Below are 16,226 nucleotides of genomic sequence, written 5' to 3' on the forward strand. Positions count from 1 at the left end.
TACAAACTCTAAAGATCTTAGGGCCTTACGGCAGCAGAATGGTCGACCCCGTCGTCCTGCGCCCCGACAACTCCGTCTGCGCCTTCGCCGCATCCGCCAGCGCAAACCGCTGGTTGATATCAATACGCACCTTGCCGCTCTTGATCATCGAGAACAGATCATCGGCCATCGCCTGCAAGTCTTTCGGGTTGCTGGCATAGGTCGCCAAGGTCGGCCGAGTGACATACAGCGAGCCCTTCGCCGCCAGAATCCCCAGGTTTACGCCGTCCACCGCGCCGGATGCATTGCCGAAACTCACCACCAAACCCCGTGGCGCCACGCTGTCCAGTGAGGTCAGCCAGGTGTCTTTGCCGACGCCGTCGTACACCACCGGGACTTTTTTGCCGTCGGTCAATTCCAGTACGCGCTGTGCGACGTTTTCCTTGCTGTAGTCGATGGTTTCCCAGGCGCCGAGGGATTTGGCCAGTGCGGCTTTTTCCGGCGAACTCACCGTGCCGATCAGCTTCACGCCCAGCGCCTTGGCCCATTGGCAGGCCAGGGAGCCCACGCCACCGGCAGCGGCGTGGAACAGAATGGTTTCGCCGCCCTTCAACTCGTAGGTCTGACGTAGCAGGTACTGCACGGTCAGGCCCTTGAGCATCGCGCCGGCGGCTTGTTCAAAGCTGATATCGTCCGGCAAGTGCACCAGGTTGGCGGTAGGCAACACATGCAGCTGGCTGTACGCACCCAGCGGGCCGCTGCCGTAGGCCACGCGATCGCCGACCTTGAACTGCGAGACCTCGCTGCCGACGGCATCCACCACGCCAGCGCCTTCTGCGCCAAGGCCCGATGGCAAGGCTGGCGGCGCGTACAGGCCACTGCGGAAATAAGTGTCGATGAAGTTAAGACCGATGGCCTCGTTACGCACACGAACCTGCTGTGGGCCAGGTTCTGCCGGGGTGTAGTCCACATACTCAAGCACTTCGGGGCCGCCATGGGCGCTGAACTGGATACGTTTGGCCATCTGCACTTCTCCTGAGGTCGAATCGCGTAGCCCCCTATCCCACTCCTAACCTTGATCTTCGTCAACTGCGGCGCAGTCGGATGCAGTGCTATCCTGTGCGCCCATTTGCCGCCGACGCCCAATGGCCTCGCGTAGCTTTGCCCGATTCAAGGTGATGCCATGACTACCCGCACCGAGGCTGTTAAAGCCTACCTGCTCGACCTGCAAGACCGCATTTGCAGCGCCCTGGAAACCTTCGAGACGGACACTCGCTTTATCGAAGACGCCTGGACCCGGCCTGCCGGCGGCGGCGGTCGCACCCGTGTGATCGAAAACGGTTCGGTGATCGAAAAAGGCGGCGTCAACTTTTCCCACGTATTCGGCAGCGGCTTGCCGCCGTCCGCCAGCGCGCATCGTCCGGAGCTTGCCGGTCGTGGCTTTGAAGCCCTCGGCGTGTCGCTGGTGATCCACCCGCACAACCCGCACGTGCCGACGTCCCACGCCAACGTGCGTTTTTTCATCGCCGAAAAAGACGGCGAAGAACCGGTGTGGTGGTTCGGTGGCGGCTTCGACCTCACGCCCTACTACGGCAATGAAGAAGACTGTATCCACTGGCATCGCGTGGCCGAGCAGGCCTGTGCGCCGTTTGGCGCGGATGTGTATTCGCGCTACAAGGCCTGGTGCGACACCTACTTCCATATCAAGCACCGCAATGAACCGCGCGGCATCGGCGGCCTGTTCTTCGATGACTTGAACGAGTGGGGCTTCGACACCTGCTTCGCCTTCATCCGTGCCATCGGCGATGCCTACATCGACGCCTACCTGCCGATCGTGCAGCGCCGCAAGGCCATGGCTTACACCGAGCAGCAGCGCCAATTCCAGGAATTCCGTCGTGGCCGCTACGTCGAGTTCAACCTGGTCTATGACCGTGGCACTTTGTTCGGCCTGCAATCAGGCGGGCGTACCGAGTCGATCCTGATGTCGCTGCCGCCGCAAGTGCGCTGGAGCTACGACTGGAAAGCCGAAGCCGACAGCGAGGAAGCGCGCCTCACCGATTACTATCTGCAAGACCGCGACTGGCTGGGCATGGCTGCGCCCAAGGCGGCTGTCTGATGGACCGTTATGTGGTGTTCGGCAATCCCATCGGCCACAGCAAATCCCCTTTGATTCACCGCATGTTTGCCGAGCAGACTGGCGAGCAACTGGACTACAGCACCTTGCTCGCGCCGCTGGAGGATTTCACCGGCTGTGCCCGTGAGTTCTTTGCACAAGGCCGTGGCGCCAACGTCACCGTGCCGTTCAAGGAAGACGCCTTCCGCCTGGCCAACAGCCTGACCGAACGCGCCCAGCGCGCAGGCGCCGTGAACACCCTGAGCAAGCTCGCCGACGGCAGCTTGTTGGGCGACAACACCGACGGTGCCGGCCTGGTGCGCGACCTGACGGTAAACGCCGGGTTGAGCCTGCAAGGCAAGCGCATTCTGCTGCTGGGCGCCGGTGGTGCGGTACGCGGGGCGCTCGAGCCGTTGCTGGCCGAGCAGCCTGCCTCCTTGATCATCGCCAACCGCACCGTGGAAAAGGCCGAACTGCTTGCCGAGCTGTTCGACGATTTGGGGCCGGTGTCGGCCAGCGGTTTCGATTGGTTGCGTGAGCCGGTGGACGTGATCATCAATGCCACGTCCGCCAGCCTGTCAGGCGATGTACCGCCGATTGCCGGCAGTCTGATCGCGCCGGGCAAGACCTTTTGCTACGACATGATGTACGCCAAGGAGCCGACCGCGTTCTGTCGCTGGGCTACCGAGCAAGGCGCAGCGGTGGCGATGGACGGCTTGGGCATGTTGGTCGAGCAGGCCGCAGAAGCGTTCTACTTGTGGCGCGGCGTACGCCCGGAGTCGGCGCCGGTGTTGGCTGAGTTGCGTAGGCAGTTGGCTGCGGCATAAATCTAAAAGTGAACACGGTCTAATGTGGGAGCTGGCTTGCCTGCGATAGCGGTGTATCAAATACAGATGTGCTGGCTGATCCACCGCCATCGCAGCATAGGTATCTACACAACTTTTGATGGCTGCCAATTTCTCCTGTGGCGAGCAGGCTTGTCCTGCGTTGGGCTGCGCAGCAGCCCCAGGCCCAGACGTTGAATTCTTTCAAGGAAAATTGCAGTGCCTTTACCGGGGCCGCTTCGCGGCCCAACGCAGGACAAGCCTGCTCGCCACAACAACCCACTTGCTACAGACGTTGTGTTCAACAGAAGTTGTGTAGATACCGATGGCCATCGCAGGCAAGCCAGCTCCCACTTTGTTTAACCGTATTCAGTCTTCGAAGTGGATGGGGCATTTGTCTGCCCCTTCCAATTTCTTTAATTCTTCCACTACCTGCGGCCTGGCTCGGCGCAACGTCAGGCTGCGCCCCACACCCACTAACCGCCGCGCCTCCTGGTGCAGCATCTCCACCCCGGAATAGTCGATAAAGTTAATCTGCTGCGCTTCGATCACCACGCGCCCGCCCTGCAGGCTTTGCAGTCGCACTTGCAGGTAATGGCTGGCGCCGAAGAAGATCGAACCGCCCACCCGTAATACATCCTCATCACCGTCGCGCCATTGCTGAACCCGCGGCTGCGAGGTGCGTTTGAGGTAGAAAAACAACGATGCCAGCACGCCCGCATAAATCGCCGTTTGCAGCTCCAGCAGCAAGGTCGCGACGCAGGTCAGGCTCATCACCACAAACTCGGCGCGGCTGACGCGGAACAGCGCGCGAATGCCACGATGATCCACCAGGCCCCAGCAAATCAGCAGGATGCTTGCGGCCATGCTCGGGATCGGGATGTGCGCGATCAAGGCCGCGCCGAACAACGCAAACAATGCCACCCAGAGCGCGGAAAACACGCCCGCCAACGGCGAGCAGGCGCCTGCTTCATAGCTGAGGCCGGAGCGGGTGAAGGAGCCGGCCGACAAGTACCCGGAGAAAAAGCCGCCGACGATATTGGATAAGCCCTGCGCACGGACTTCCTGATTAGCGTCGAGCAATTGCTGCGAACGCGCCGACAGCGAGCGCGCAATCGACAAGCTGGTGACCAGCCCGAGCATGCCCACCGCCACAGCGCTCGGCAGCAGGCGCAGCAGCATGTCCAGGTCCATCGGCAGCGGGCTGAACGGCGGCAGTTTGCCGATAAACGAACTCACCAACGCCACATGCCCGAACATCGCCGGCCACAGCCACGCCACCAGGCTGCCCAGCGCCAGGGCGATCAACAGCGTCGGCCAACGCGGGACCAGGTATTTGAGCAGCGCGCCCACCAGCAAGGTGCCCAGGCCCAGTGCCAGTGAGGCGTGGTCCCATTCCCCGGCATGGTCTACCAGTGCCAGCAAGCTATTGATCGCTGTGGCCTGGCTGGGCAACTCCAGCCCCAGCAAGTTGGGCAATTGCCCCAAGGCAATCACCACGGCAGCGCCCAGAGTGAAACCCAGCACCACCGAGTGTGAGACGAAATTCACCAGCGCGCCGAAGCGCAGCATGCCCAGCAGCCACTGGAATACACCGGCAAGGAATGTGAGCAACAGAATCAACGTGATGTAGTCCTGCGAGCCAGGCACGGCCAGCGGACTGACGCTGGCATACAGGACGATGGAAATCGCCGCCGTCGGCCCACAGATCAAGTGCCACGACGAACCCCACAAGCACGCGATCAACACCGGGATGATGGCGGCATAGAGGCCGTATTCGGGTGGGAGCCCGGCGATCAGCGCGTAGGCAATCGACTGCGGCAAGGCGAGCACGGCGCCACTGAGCCCGACAATCGCATCGCGGCCGACGCTGGCGCGGGTTTGGCGCGGCAGCCAGGCGAGGAAGGGCAAGAGAGTGTGGCGGTTGGGCCGGGGCATCGCAGACTCGGTAGAAAGGTTTAGCTCAGAGTATCAGTACACATAAGGCTCTGTGGGAGCTGGCTTGCCTGCGATAGCATCACCTCGGTAGGTCTGGCAGACCGAGTTGTCTGTATCGCAGGCAAGCCAGCTCCCACGCAAGCCTTTTCCCATTCGGGATTGTGTGCAGCCTTTAGAGTTTGGCTTTTACTGCGGCCAACGCATCCTGGCCGTCCACGGTTTTCACACCGTCCAACCACTTGTCCAACACCGCAGGATTAGCCTTGATCCAGGCCTTCGCCGCCTCGGCATTGCTGACTTTATTGTTGACCACCTGCGCCATGATGCTGTTCTCCATCTCCTGGGTGAAACTCAGGTTGGTCAGTAACTTTCCTACGTTCGGGCAGGCCTGTGCATAACCTTTGCGGGTCAAGGTATACACGCTGCCGGTGTCACCAAAATATTTCTCGCCGCCTTTGAGGTAGTGCATCTTCAATTGCACGTTCATCGGGTGTGGTGTCCAGCCGAGGAAGGTCACGAACTTCTGCTTTTTCACCGCCCGCGACACTTCGGCCAGCATCGCCTGCTCGCTCGACTCGATCAGCTTCCACTGGCCCAGGTCGAAGTCGTTCTTCTTGATGATCTCCTGCAGCGAAATATTCGCCGGCGCGCCGGAGCCAATGCCGTAGATCTTCTTGTCGAACTTGTCGGCAAATGTGTTCAAGTCGGCAAAATCATGCACACCGGCGTCCCACACGTAGTCCGGCACGGCGAGGGTGAACTCGGTGCCGTCGAGGTTTTTCGCCAGTTGCACCACATCGCCATTGGCCACGAACTTGTCGTAGAAACCCTGCTGTGCCGGCATCCAGTTGCCCAGGAACACATCCACCTGGCCATCCTTGAGCCCGCCAAACGTGATCGGCACCGCCAGGGTGTCGACCTTGGCCTTGTAGCCCATGCCGTTCAACAGGAAACCGGTGATGGCATTGGTGGCGGCGATATCGCTCCAGCCTGGATCGGCCATCTTCACCGTGTCACAGCTGGTGTCTGCGTAAACATTGGCGCTGCTCAACGCCAAGACTCCGAGTATCACCGTTAACTTTTGCATGGCCTTCCCTCTGTTTATTTATTGGTTTTGGCAGGGTTGTGGATAACGTGCCTTGCGCTCCAGGTCGTCGAGGTCGATATGGTTGCGCATGTATTGCTGACTGGCGTCCACCAGTGGCTGGTGATCCCAGCTCTTCAGCTTGCCTTGGGTCAGCGCCTCGAACACCAGGCGGCGACGGCGTTGGCTGGCGAGCACCTGTTGGTGGATCGCCGGGATGTCCCATTTGGCCCGCGCCTCAGTCAAAAACGCCTCGAACAGTGGCCGGTGTTCCGGTGACTGGCTGAGGTCTTCCCACTCGTGCGGGTCGTTGTGTACATCGAACAGTAGACAGGGGTCGTCTTCGCTGTAGATGAATTTGTAGGCACCGCGCCGAATCATCATCAGCGGGCTGATGGTGCCTTCGGCCATGTATTCGCCAAACACTTCGTCGTGCCCGCCCTGCCCTTGCAAGTGCGGGACCAGCGAGCGGCCGTCCAGCGCCAGGCGCGGGTCCAGTTCGCCGCCGGCCAGTTCCACCAGGGTGGGCAGCAGATCGGCGGTGGACACAGCCTTGCTCACGCGCCCCGCCGCAAACTGGCCTGGCGCACTCACTAGCAGCGGCACGCGGGCGGCCATTTCAAACCAGTGCATTTTGTACCAGAGGCCACGCTCGCCGAGCATGTCGCCGTGGTCGCCGGAGAAGATGATGATCGTGTCGTCGGCCAGGCCGGTGTCTTCCAGGGTTTGCAGGAGTTTGCCGACGTTGCTGTCGATATAGCTGCACGCGCCGAAATACGCGCGACGCGCATCGCGGATCTTGTCCACAGGCAGCGGCTTGTCCCACAGGTCGTAAACCTTTAGCAGGCGTTGGGAATGCGGGTCGAGATCGCCTTGCGCGGGGGTTGCCGGCATTGGGATGTCGCCGTCGTCGTACAGGTCCCAGAATGGCTTGGGAATCGTGTACGGGTCGTGTGGGTGCGTCATCGACACGGTGAGGCAGAACGGCTGATTGCCGTCTTCACGGATATGGTCGAACAGATATTGCTGGGCCTTGAACACCACCTCTTCGTCGAAATCCAGCTGATTGGTGCGCACGCACGGCCCGGCTTGCAGCACCGACGACATGTTGTGGTACCAGGTGGGGCGCACGTGCGGCTCATCCCAGTTCACCGCCCAGCCATAGTCGGCCGGGTAGATGTCGCTGGTCAGGCGTTCTTCATAGCCGTGCAATTGATCTGGCCCGCAGAAATGCATCTTGCCCGACAGGGCCGTGCGGTAACCGAGGCGGCGCAGGTAGTGGGCATAAGTCGGTACATCGGCGGGGAAATCGGCGGCGTTGTCGTAGGCGCCAATCTTGCTCGGCAACTGGCCACTGACCAGGGTGAAGCGTGAGGGTGCGCACAGCGGGCTGTTGCAATAGGCCGCGTCGAACACCACACCCTGTGCAGCCAGGCGGCTCAGGTTCGGCAACTTGATCGGGGAAGGTCCGTAGAACGGCAGCATCGGCGCGGCCATTTGATCGGCCATGATGAAAAGAATGTTCTTGCGCTTCATGATCTATCGGCATTCCATAGGCGGTGTTTATGCGAATGAGCATGCGGCCCATGGAAAATGGGGTAAAGCCCATGAAAAGCAATGTCTAGGATAAGCACAGCTTATGTATGAAGCCCTCGGTGATCTGTCCCTCGACCTGCTGCGTGCCTTTGAAGCAGCGGCGCGCCATCGCAGCTTTACCGCCGCTGCGATGGAACTGGGCACTACGCAGCCAGCCATCAGCCAGCAGATCAAGCGCCTTGAAGAGCAACTGGCGATCCGTCTGTTTGATCGCATCTACCGAGGCATCGAACTGACGGATGCAGGCGCGCTGTTGTTCGAACAGGTGCAAGGCGGTTTGCAGGCCATCAACCAAGGCCTCAGCGCGATCACCCAGCAGGACCAGCACGAAGTGCTGCAAGTGGCCACCGACTTCGCCTTCGCCGCCTACTGGCTGATGCCGCGCCTGCATCGCTTTCACCAGGCCAACCCGCAGGTGGACGTCAGCCTGGTGACCAGCGAACGCAACCACGCCACGTTGCGCAGCGATATCGACGTGGCGGTGTTGTTTGGCGATGGTCGTTTCAAGCAGGGCGAGAGCTTGTGGCTGTTCAACGAGGAAGTGTTTCCGGTGTGCAGCCCGCAATGGCTCAAGGCCCAGTCCACGCCACTGACGGTGCAAAATCTGCACGATTACCCGCTGCTGCACCTGCGCCAGGAAAACAACAGCCAATGGTTCGACTGGAGTGGCGTGTTTCGTGAGTTGGGCATCACCACGGCGCCCACGCCTGGGCAATTGCGCTTCGACAATTACACCCTGCTGATCCAGGCCGCGATTGCCGGCCAGGGCGTGGCCATCGGCTGGCGCCATTTGGTGGATAACCTGCTGGAGCAGAACTGGCTGTGCCGGCCGATCAGCGACACGGTGATTTCGCGTTTCGGGTATTACGTGGTGCAGCCCCAGCGCAAACGCCGGGGGCAATTGGTCGAGCGCTTTGTCGATTGGCTGGTGGCCGAGCAAGCCAGCAGCGCGCAGTCGTTGACTGGGCTAGCCCTGCCGTCGATTGCGGTCTAGGATCGGCGCATATTGGATCCGGATTTCGCCATGCAACGTATCAAGGGCTACCACGCCCATATCTACTTTGACGCCAGCACCATCGACCAGGCGCGCAAGCTCTGCGAAGACGCGGCCAAGCTGTTCCCGCTGCGCATGGGCCGTGTACACGAAAGGCCGGTTGGCCCGCACCCGGACTGGAGCTGCCAGCTGGCGTTCGAGCCGGAATACATCGGCGTGGTGTTGCCGTGGCTGGCGCTGCATCGCGACGGGCTGGTGGTGTTCCTGCACCCGGATACCGGCGATGACTTGAAGGACCACACCGATTACGCGATCTGGATGGGCGCGATGCGCGAGTTGAACCTGTCTATTTTTTAACCACTGTTGCACCTAATCCCATCACCCTGTGCAAGGCGATGGGATTTTTTATTACAAAAACCCAATATGTGGGACTGTTATTTATATATTGAGATATCGCCAGTCATAGGTTTATATTCGCCCATCTGCTTTTTTCAGCACCCACTCATTTCAGGTGAAGCGATGCAGGCGCAATTGATCGCGCTCGATTGGGGGACCAGCTCCCTTCGTGCTTACAAACTCGGCCCGGCGGGCTGCGTGCTCGAACAGCGCGCGCTGGCGTTCGGCATCATGCACCTGCCCAGCGAACCCCGGGAGATTGCCGGCGTGCGTTGCGCCGATGGCTTTGAGTTGGCGTTCGATGCGGCCTGTGGCGACTGGCTCGACGCGCAGCCCGGCCTGCCGGTGATTGCCTGCGGGATGGTCGGCAGCGCACAAGGCTGGAGCGAAGCGGCTTACCGCCAAACGCCCGTCGACGTCGCCAGCCTCGGCCAGGCTTTGCACCCGGTACTAAGCCTGCGCGGGGTGCAGGTGCACATTGTGCCGGGTGTGATCGAGCGGGTCGGCTTGCCCAATGTGATGCGCGGCGAAGAAACCCAAGTGCTCGGTGTGCTGCAGGGCCTGGGCGCCGACGTGTTGATCGGCCTACCGGGCAGCCATTCCAAATGGGTCGAGGTGGTTGAAGGCTGCATCACCCACTTCGACACCTTCATGACCGGCGAGCTGTTTGCGATACTCAGCAAGCACAGCATTCTCGGGCGTACCCAGCAACCGTCCGAACAATTCCAGGGCGAGGCCTTTGATCGTGGCGTGCGCGTGGCGCTCTCGGAGGATGGCCGGCGCGGTGTGCTGTCGACCTTGTTCAGCGCCCGTACCCTGGGCTTGACCGGCGAACTGGCGCCCAACGAACAGCCCGATTACCTGTCCGGCCTGCTGATCGGCCACGAACTCGCCGGTTTGCCGCAGCAGGCCAAACACAAGCCTATCGTCTTGGTCGGCGCCGCGAACCTCTGCGCCCGCTACCAACGCGCCCTCGCCCTCTGCGGCTTTGCCCACGTCAGCCTCGCGCAGGAAGCCACCGAGCGCGGCCTGTGGCAATTGGCCGTCGCCGCTGGGCTCACTCAACCTGTACTGGAGGCCTGACATGCTCAAGCAAGCACTCGCATACAACGGTTTGATCGCAATTTTGCGCGGCGTGCGCCCGGATGAAGCACAGTCGATTGGCCAGGTGCTTTATGAGGCCGGTTTTCGCGTGATCGAAGTGCCACTGAATTCGCCGGACCCTTACACCAGCATCCGCACCCTGCGCGACACCTTGCCCGCCGATTGCCTGATCGGCGCGGGCACCGTGTTGACCCCGGAACAGGTCGAGCAGGTCAAAGCCGCCGGCGGCCAAGTCATCGTCATGCCCCACAGCGATGCCAAGGTATTGCGTGCCGCCAAAGCGGCGGGCTTGTTCCTGTCACCGGGTGTGGCAACGCCGACCGAAGCCTTCGCCGCGCTGGCCGAAGGCGCGGATGTATTGAAGCTGTTCCCGGCCGAGCAAATGGGCCCGGCGGTGATCAAGGCATGGCTGGCGGTACTGCCGACCGGCACCTTGCTGCTGCCGGTGGGCGGCGTGACCCCAGGCAACATGCAGGTGTATTTCGACGCGGGCGCCAAGGGCTTTGGCCTGGGTTCCGGGTTGTTCAAACCGGGCATGTCGGTGGACCAAGTGGCGAGCAATGCCCAGGCCTATGTCGCCGCCTGGAACGCGCTTAACTGAACTCAAGGTTTGCGCCCCTGGCGCTGCATCGATAAGAGAGATAAGAAGATGAAAATCACCAAACTGACCACCTTTATCGTCCCGCCGCGCTGGTGCTTCCTCAAGGTCGAGACCGACCAGGGTGTAACCGGCTGGGGTGAGCCTGTGGTGGAGGGCCGCGCCCACACCGTGGCCGCCGCCGTCGAGGAACTCTCCGACTACCTGATCGGCAAAGACCCACGCAATATCGAAGATATCTGGACCGTGCTCTATCGCGGCGGCTTTTACCGTGGCGGCGCGGTGCACATGAGTGCCCTCGCCGGTATCGACCAGGCGCTGTGGGACATCAAGGGCAAGGCGCTCGGCGTGTCGGTCAGCGACCTGTTGGGTGGCCAGGTGCGTGACAAGATCCGCGTGTATTCCTGGATCGGCGGCGACCGCCCCGCCGACACCGCTCGCGCCGCCAAAGAGGCCGTGGCCCGCGGCTTCACCGCCGTGAAAATGAATGGCACCGAAGAATTGCAGTTCGTCGACAGCTTCGAAAAAGTCGACCTGGCATTGGCCAACGTGGCCGCCGTGCGCGATGCGGTCGGGCCTAATGTCGGCATCGGCGTCGACTTCCATGGCCGCGTGCACAAGCCCATGGCCAAGGTGCTGATGAAAGAGCTGGACCCGTACAAACTGATGTTTATCGAAGAGCCGGTGCTCAGCGAAAACTACGAAGCGCTCAAGGAACTGGCGCCGCTGACCAGCACGCCGATTGCCTTGGGCGAGCGGCTGTTTTCGCGTTGGGACTTCAAGCGTGTGCTCAGCGAAGGTTACGTCGACATCATCCAGCCGGACGCCTCCCACGCCGGCGGCATCACCGAAACCCGCAAGATCGCCAACATGGCCGAAGCCTACGACGTGGCCCTGGCCCTGCACTGCCCGTTGGGTCCGATTGCCTTGGCGGCGTGCCTGCAACTGGACGCGGTTTGCTACAACGCGTTTATCCAGGAGCAAAGCCTGGGCATCCACTACAACGAGAGCAACGATCTGCTCGACTACGTACGCGACCCAGGCGTGTTCGACTATGACAAAGGCTTCGTGAAGATCCCCAACGGACCGGGCCTGGGCATTGAGATCAACGAGGAATACGTGATCGAACGCGCCGCTATTGGCCACCGCTGGCGCAACCCGATCTGGCGGCATGCCGACGGCAGCTTCGCTGAGTGGTGATTGCTCACTGAAGGAATGCGGTCAAGTGTGGGAGCTGGCTTGCCTGCGATAGCGGTCCGCCTGTGCCAGATCAGTTAGCTGATGCACCGCCATCGCAGGCAAGCCAGCTCCCACAATGACCGCGCCCCGTCCTCAATAAACATAATAAGAGGCTCCCCCATGCACCCTGAATCCTTCACCGGGCAGGCTTCTCTCGTCACGCCCAGCAGAAAGCGTTTCTTCATCATGGTGTTGCTGTTTATCACCGTGGTGATCAACTACCTCGACCGCAGCAACCTGTCGATTGCCGCCCCGGCGCTGACCAGCGAACTGGGGATTGACCCGGTGCATGTCGGGCTGATCTTCTCCGCGTTCGGCTGGACCTACGCCGCCATGCAAATCCCCGGCGGCTGGCTGGTGGACCGCGTGCCGCCGCGCATTCTCTACACCGTGGCGCTGCTGTTGTGGTCCATCGCCACGGTAATGCTGGGGTTCGCCGCCAGCTTTATTGCGCTGTTCGTGCTGCGCATGGCCGTTGGTGCCCTGGAAGCACCGGCCTACCCGATCAATAGCCGCGTGGTCACCACCTGGTTTCCCGAGCGCGAGCGTGCCACCGCGATTGGCGTTTACACCTCCGGGCAGTTTGTCGGGCTGGCGTTCCTCACGCCGGTGTTGGCCTGGCTGCAACACGTGTTTGGCTGGCACATGGTGTTTGTCGCTACCGGTGGCGTCGGCATTCTGTGGGCGCTGATCTGGTACGCGGTGTACCGTGAGCCGAAGGATTTCAAAGGCGCTAACGCGGCAGAAATCGAGCTGATCCGCGAGGGCGGCGGCCTGGTGGATATGCAGGCGAAAGCGGTCAAAGCGCCGTTCAGTTGGGTCGACCTCGGGATAGTGCTGAGCAAGCGCAAGTTGTGGGGCATCTACCTGGGGCAGTTTTGCCTGAACTCGACGCTGTGGTTTTTTCTGACGTGGTTCCCGACCTACCTGGTGAAATACCGCGGCATGGACTTCATCAAGTCCGGCTTGTTGGCGTCGCTGCCCTTCCTCGCTGCGTTTATCGGCGTGCTGTGTTCCGGTATTTTTTCTGATTGGCTGATTCGCCGGGGTACGTCGGTAGGGTTTGCGCGCAAGCTGCCGATCATTGGTGGGCTGCTGATTTCCACGGCGATCATCGGCGCCAACTATGTGGATTCGACGGCCTGGGTGATTGCGTTTCTGGCGGTGGCGTTCTTTGGCAATGGCCTGGCGTCGATCACCTGGTCATTGGTGTCGACCCTGGCGCCTGCGCGGTTGCTGGGTCTGACGGGTGGAGTGTTTAACTTCATCGGCAACTTGTCGGCGATTACCACGCCGATAGTGATTGGCTTTCTGGCCAGTGGGGATTCGTTTGCGCCGGCGATTACCTATATCGCGGTGCTGGCGTTGCTGGGGGCGCTTTCCTACGTGTTGCTGGTGGGCAAGGTCGAGCGCATCGAGCTGTAGATCCATTGTTTGAGTGGACCGAAAACCCTGCGGCAAGCGGGCTGTTGTGGCGAGCGGCTTGTTGTGGCGAGCGGGCTTGCCCCGCGTTGGGCTGCGCAGCAGCCCCAATAAGGCCACTGCGTTTTTTCCAGAAGGAACCGTGTTGTCGGGTTTTGAGGGCGCTTCGCACCCCAACGCGGGGCAAGCCCGCTCGCCACAACAGCTCGCTCATCTCAACAAGCCCGCTCGCCACAACAAGCGGGCCTTGCTCAAAGGTATTCCAGGCCTAGTAAAGGGCGCCATCCAGGATCTGGTAGACGATGCTGGTGCCGATGGCGATCAATACGATATCGCCGCCGGACCGGCGCCATTCATACCCTGGGTATTGCGGCAGATGGGCCAAGGCGCGGTTGTCGAGGCGTTCGCCGTAGTAGTTGCGCGGCAGCGGTTGGCCCCGCACCAGGCGTACGCCAGGTGGTGGTGGTGCACCACGGCGGAAGTCGTTGTGGTTGTCACGGATCACCTGCCGCACCGGGCCGAAGTCTTGCGGCGGTCCACGACGGTTATCCTGTGGGCCGCGATGGTCGTCGCCGCGTTGCTCGTACTGACCTTGCGGGCCGCCACGGCCTGGGCCATCGCCGCGTTGGTCGGGCGGCGCGGCCTGCGCCAGGGCACTTGCGCCGAGCATCAACACGCCAAGACCTGCGATCAAGCGTTTAGGCATTTTCATGGGGGCTTTCCTCAGTACTGCACGAACAAAAAAGGGATTTCGAACGAGGCTCGAAATCCCTTGGTCTTGTCAGTTTAGGTACTGGATTGCCCAGATGATTCCTCTGTATCAGGAACTTTACCCATTGCTACACGCCGCTTACTTACGGGCGTTACGGACACCTTCCGACAGCGCCGCGCAGAGGCTCAATACGCCATCGATTGCTTGTTGATCATTTTTCGCATTGGCGATGTGATCGATCAGCGCCGAACCGACCACCACACCGTCTGCCAGGCGAGCGATAGCGGCGGCCTGTTCCGGTGTGCGAATACCAAAGCCGATGCTGATCGGCAGGTCGGTATGCCGACGCAGGCGGGTCACGGCTTCCTCGACGTGTTCCAGGGTGGCGGCACCGGCACCGGTCACACCGGCCACCGACACGTAATACACAAAGCCGGAACTGCCGTTGAGTACGGTTGGCAGGCGCACGTCATCAGTGGTCGGCGTGGTCAGGCGAATAAAGTCGATGCCTGCGGCCTGGGCCGGGTCGCACAGCTCGCCGTTATGCTCAGGCGGCATGTCGACCACGATCAGGCCATCGACCCCGGCTTCTTTGGCATCGGCGATGAACGTGGGCACGCCGTATTTGTGGATCGGGTTGAAGTAACCCATCAGCACCAGCGGGGTGTCCTGGTTGTCTTTGCGGAACTCGCGGACCATCTGCAGGGTTTTCAGCAGATTCTGTTTGGCTTCCAACGCACGGATGTTGGCCAGTTGAATCGCCGGGCCGTCGGCCATCGGGTCGGTGAACGGCATGCCCAGCTCGATCACGTCGGCACCGGCGGCGGGCAAGCCCTTGAGGATTGCCAGAGAAGTGTCATAGCCGGGGTCGCCGGCGGTGACGAAGGTCACCAGGGCGGCGCGATTTTGTTCTTTCAGTTGCGCAAAGCGGGTTTGCAGGCGGCTCATCAGTGTTTCTCCTGCTTCGACTGCTCTTGTTGAGAGAGGTCCATGTGGTGCATCACGGTCTGCATGTCTTTGTCGCCACGGCCGGACAGGTTCACCACCATCAGGTGATCTTTCGGCAAGGTTGGTGCGCGTTTGAACACTTCAGCCAGGGCATGGGCGCTTTCCAGCGCAGGAATAATCCCTTCCAGGCGGCAGCATTTGTGGAAGGCTTCAAGGGCTTCGTCGTCGGTCACCGAGGTGTACTGAACGCGGCCGATATCATGCAACCACGCGTGCTCAGGGCCGATGCCAGGGTAGTCGAGGCCGGCGGAAATCGAGTGGGCGTCGATGATCTGGCCGTCGTCGTCCTGCAGCAGGAAGGTGCGGTTGCCGTGCAGCACGCCCGGTACGCCGCCGTTGAGGCTGGCGGCGTGCTTGCCGGTTTCGATACCGTGGCCGGCGGCTTCAACGCCGATGATCTCCACGCTGGTGTCATCCAGGAACGGGTGGAACAGGCCCATGGCGTTGGATCCACCGCCGATGCATGCCACCAGGCTGTCCGGCAGGCGGCCTTCCTGGGCTTGCAGCTGGTCGCGGGTTTCCTTGCCGATCACGGCCTGGAAGTCGCGCACCATCGCGGGATACGGGTGTGGGCCGGCCACGGTGCCGATCAGGTAGAAAGTGCTGTCGACGTTGGTCACCCAGTCACGCAGGGCTTCGTTCATCGCGTCTTTAAGGGTGCCGGTACCGGCCACGACCGGGATCACTTCTGCGCCCAGCAGCTTCATGCGGAACACGTTGGCCTGCTGGCGCTCGATGTCGGTGGTGCCCATGTAGATCACGCAATCGAGGCCAAAGCGCGCCGCCACGGTGGCGGTGGCCACGCCGTGCATGCCCGCGCCGGTCTCGGCGATGATGCGTTTTTTACCCATGCGCCGCGCCAGCAGGATCTGGCCGATGCAGTTATTAATCTTGTGCGCGCCGGTGTGGTTGAGCTCTTCGCGCTTGAGGTAGATCTTGGCGCCGCCACAGAACTCGGTCAGGCGCTCGGCGAAGTACAGCGGGCTTGGGCGCCCGACATAGTCGCGTTGGAAGTAGGCCAATTCTTCGTTGAACGCAGGGTCGATCTTGGCCGCTTCGTATTCGCGCGCCAGGTCGAGGATCAACGGCATCAGGGTTTCAGCGACGTAGCGGCCGCCGAACGCGCCAAACAGGCCGTTGGCGTCGGGGCCGTTGCGAAGGTCGGTCTGGGACTGAGTCATGGGGCGCTCCAGGAAAGAAGGTGAGGAGAGGCAATGAC

At 61.5% G+C, this 16,226-nt stretch carries 15 protein-coding genes; 8 read left to right on the top strand and 7 right to left on the bottom strand.

What is annotated here, in order from left to right:
• Window positions 1-25: 25 nt before the first annotated feature.
• Window positions 26-1,003, bottom strand: a complete 978-nt coding sequence (locus tag P5706_RS33585; protein WP_285684838.1) for an NADPH:quinone reductase — start codon at window positions 1,001-1,003, stop codon at window positions 26-28.
• 159 nt (window positions 1,004-1,162) lie between these two features.
• On the opposite strand from P5706_RS33585, the gene hemF reads away from it, so the two are divergent.
• The gene (gene hemF, locus P5706_RS33590) at window positions 1,163-2,095 is read left to right on the top strand and encodes an oxygen-dependent coproporphyrinogen oxidase (RefSeq protein WP_200430996.1); all 933 of its coding nucleotides are present in this window, start codon (window positions 1,163-1,165) and stop codon (window positions 2,093-2,095) included.
• Window positions 2,095-2,919, top strand: coding sequence for a shikimate dehydrogenase (aroE, locus tag P5706_RS33595; protein WP_285684839.1), 825 nt, complete (start codon window positions 2,095-2,097; stop codon window positions 2,917-2,919). The genes hemF and aroE overlap by 1 nt, the downstream gene beginning before the upstream one ends.
• 366 nt (window positions 2,920-3,285) lie before the next feature.
• Here aroE and P5706_RS33600 read toward each other — a convergent pair whose 3' ends face one another.
• From P5706_RS33600 to betC, 3 genes are all read right to left on the bottom strand, one after another.
• A complete protein-coding gene (locus tag P5706_RS33600) occupies window positions 3,286-4,854 on the bottom strand; it encodes a SulP family inorganic anion transporter (RefSeq protein ID WP_285684840.1) in 1,569 nt (522 codons plus the stop codon).
• Between the two features lie 172 nt (window positions 4,855-5,026).
• Window positions 5,027-5,941: a choline ABC transporter substrate-binding protein gene (gene choX, locus P5706_RS33605; protein ID WP_285684841.1), complete on the bottom strand. Its 915-nt coding sequence runs from the start codon at window positions 5,939-5,941 to the stop codon at window positions 5,027-5,029.
• A gap of 18 nt (window positions 5,942-5,959) precedes the next feature.
• Window positions 5,960-7,474, bottom strand: a complete 1,515-nt coding sequence (gene betC / locus P5706_RS33610) for a choline-sulfatase (RefSeq protein ID WP_285684843.1) — start codon at window positions 7,472-7,474, stop codon at window positions 5,960-5,962.
• A gap of 103 nt (window positions 7,475-7,577) precedes the next feature.
• Here betC and P5706_RS33615 point away from each other — a divergent pair, with 103 nt between their 5' ends.
• The 6 genes from P5706_RS33615 to P5706_RS33640 all read left to right on the top strand — a co-directional run bounded on the left by P5706_RS33615 (window position 7,578) and on the right by P5706_RS33640 (window position 13,290).
• The gene (locus P5706_RS33615; protein ID WP_285684845.1) at window positions 7,578-8,528 is read left to right on the top strand and encodes a choline sulfate utilization transcriptional regulator; all 951 of its coding nucleotides are present in this window, start codon (window positions 7,578-7,580) and stop codon (window positions 8,526-8,528) included.
• Window positions 8,529-8,558: 30 nt separating this feature from the next.
• On the top strand, window positions 8,559-8,885 hold the full coding sequence (locus P5706_RS33620; protein ID WP_200430990.1) for a DOPA 4,5-dioxygenase family protein: 327 nt from the start codon (window positions 8,559-8,561) through the stop codon (window positions 8,883-8,885).
• 162 nt (window positions 8,886-9,047) lie between these two features.
• Entirely contained in the window at window positions 9,048-10,007 is a 960-nt protein-coding gene (locus tag P5706_RS33625) for a 2-dehydro-3-deoxygalactonokinase (protein WP_285684847.1), read from the top strand.
• Between the two features lies 1 nt (window position 10,008).
• A complete protein-coding gene (locus tag P5706_RS33630) occupies window positions 10,009-10,629 on the top strand; it encodes a 2-dehydro-3-deoxy-6-phosphogalactonate aldolase (protein ID WP_285684849.1) in 621 nt (206 codons plus the stop codon).
• A gap of 48 nt (window positions 10,630-10,677) precedes the next feature.
• Complete coding sequence (gene dgoD / locus P5706_RS33635) at window positions 10,678-11,826, top strand: galactonate dehydratase (protein WP_017137927.1); 1,149 nt, start codon at window positions 10,678-10,680, stop codon at window positions 11,824-11,826.
• 159 nt (window positions 11,827-11,985) lie between these two features.
• Complete coding sequence (locus P5706_RS33640; RefSeq protein ID WP_285684851.1) at window positions 11,986-13,290, top strand: MFS transporter; 1,305 nt, start codon at window positions 11,986-11,988, stop codon at window positions 13,288-13,290.
• Between the two features lie 265 nt (window positions 13,291-13,555).
• Here the strand turns inward: P5706_RS33640 and P5706_RS33645 are convergent, their stop codons facing one another.
• The 3 genes from P5706_RS33645 to trpB form a co-directional block, all read right to left on the bottom strand.
• Window positions 13,556-13,999: an anti-virulence regulator CigR family protein gene (locus tag P5706_RS33645; RefSeq protein WP_017137925.1), complete on the bottom strand. Its 444-nt coding sequence runs from the start codon at window positions 13,997-13,999 to the stop codon at window positions 13,556-13,558.
• A 138-nt stretch (window positions 14,000-14,137) separates the two neighbouring features.
• A complete protein-coding gene (trpA, locus tag P5706_RS33650) occupies window positions 14,138-14,947 on the bottom strand; it encodes a tryptophan synthase subunit alpha (RefSeq protein ID WP_200430986.1) in 810 nt (269 codons plus the stop codon).
• Window positions 14,947-16,188: a tryptophan synthase subunit beta gene (trpB, locus tag P5706_RS33655; protein WP_056860979.1), complete on the bottom strand. Its 1,242-nt coding sequence runs from the start codon at window positions 16,186-16,188 to the stop codon at window positions 14,947-14,949. Before trpB ends, trpA begins: the two co-directional genes overlap by 1 nt.
• Between the last annotated feature and the right edge of the window lie 38 nt (window positions 16,189-16,226).

The organism is Pseudomonas sp. ChxA, assembly GCF_030263855.1.
In the GTDB taxonomy this organism is placed as follows: domain Bacteria; phylum Pseudomonadota; class Gammaproteobacteria; order Pseudomonadales; family Pseudomonadaceae; genus Aquipseudomonas; species Aquipseudomonas fluorescens_CB.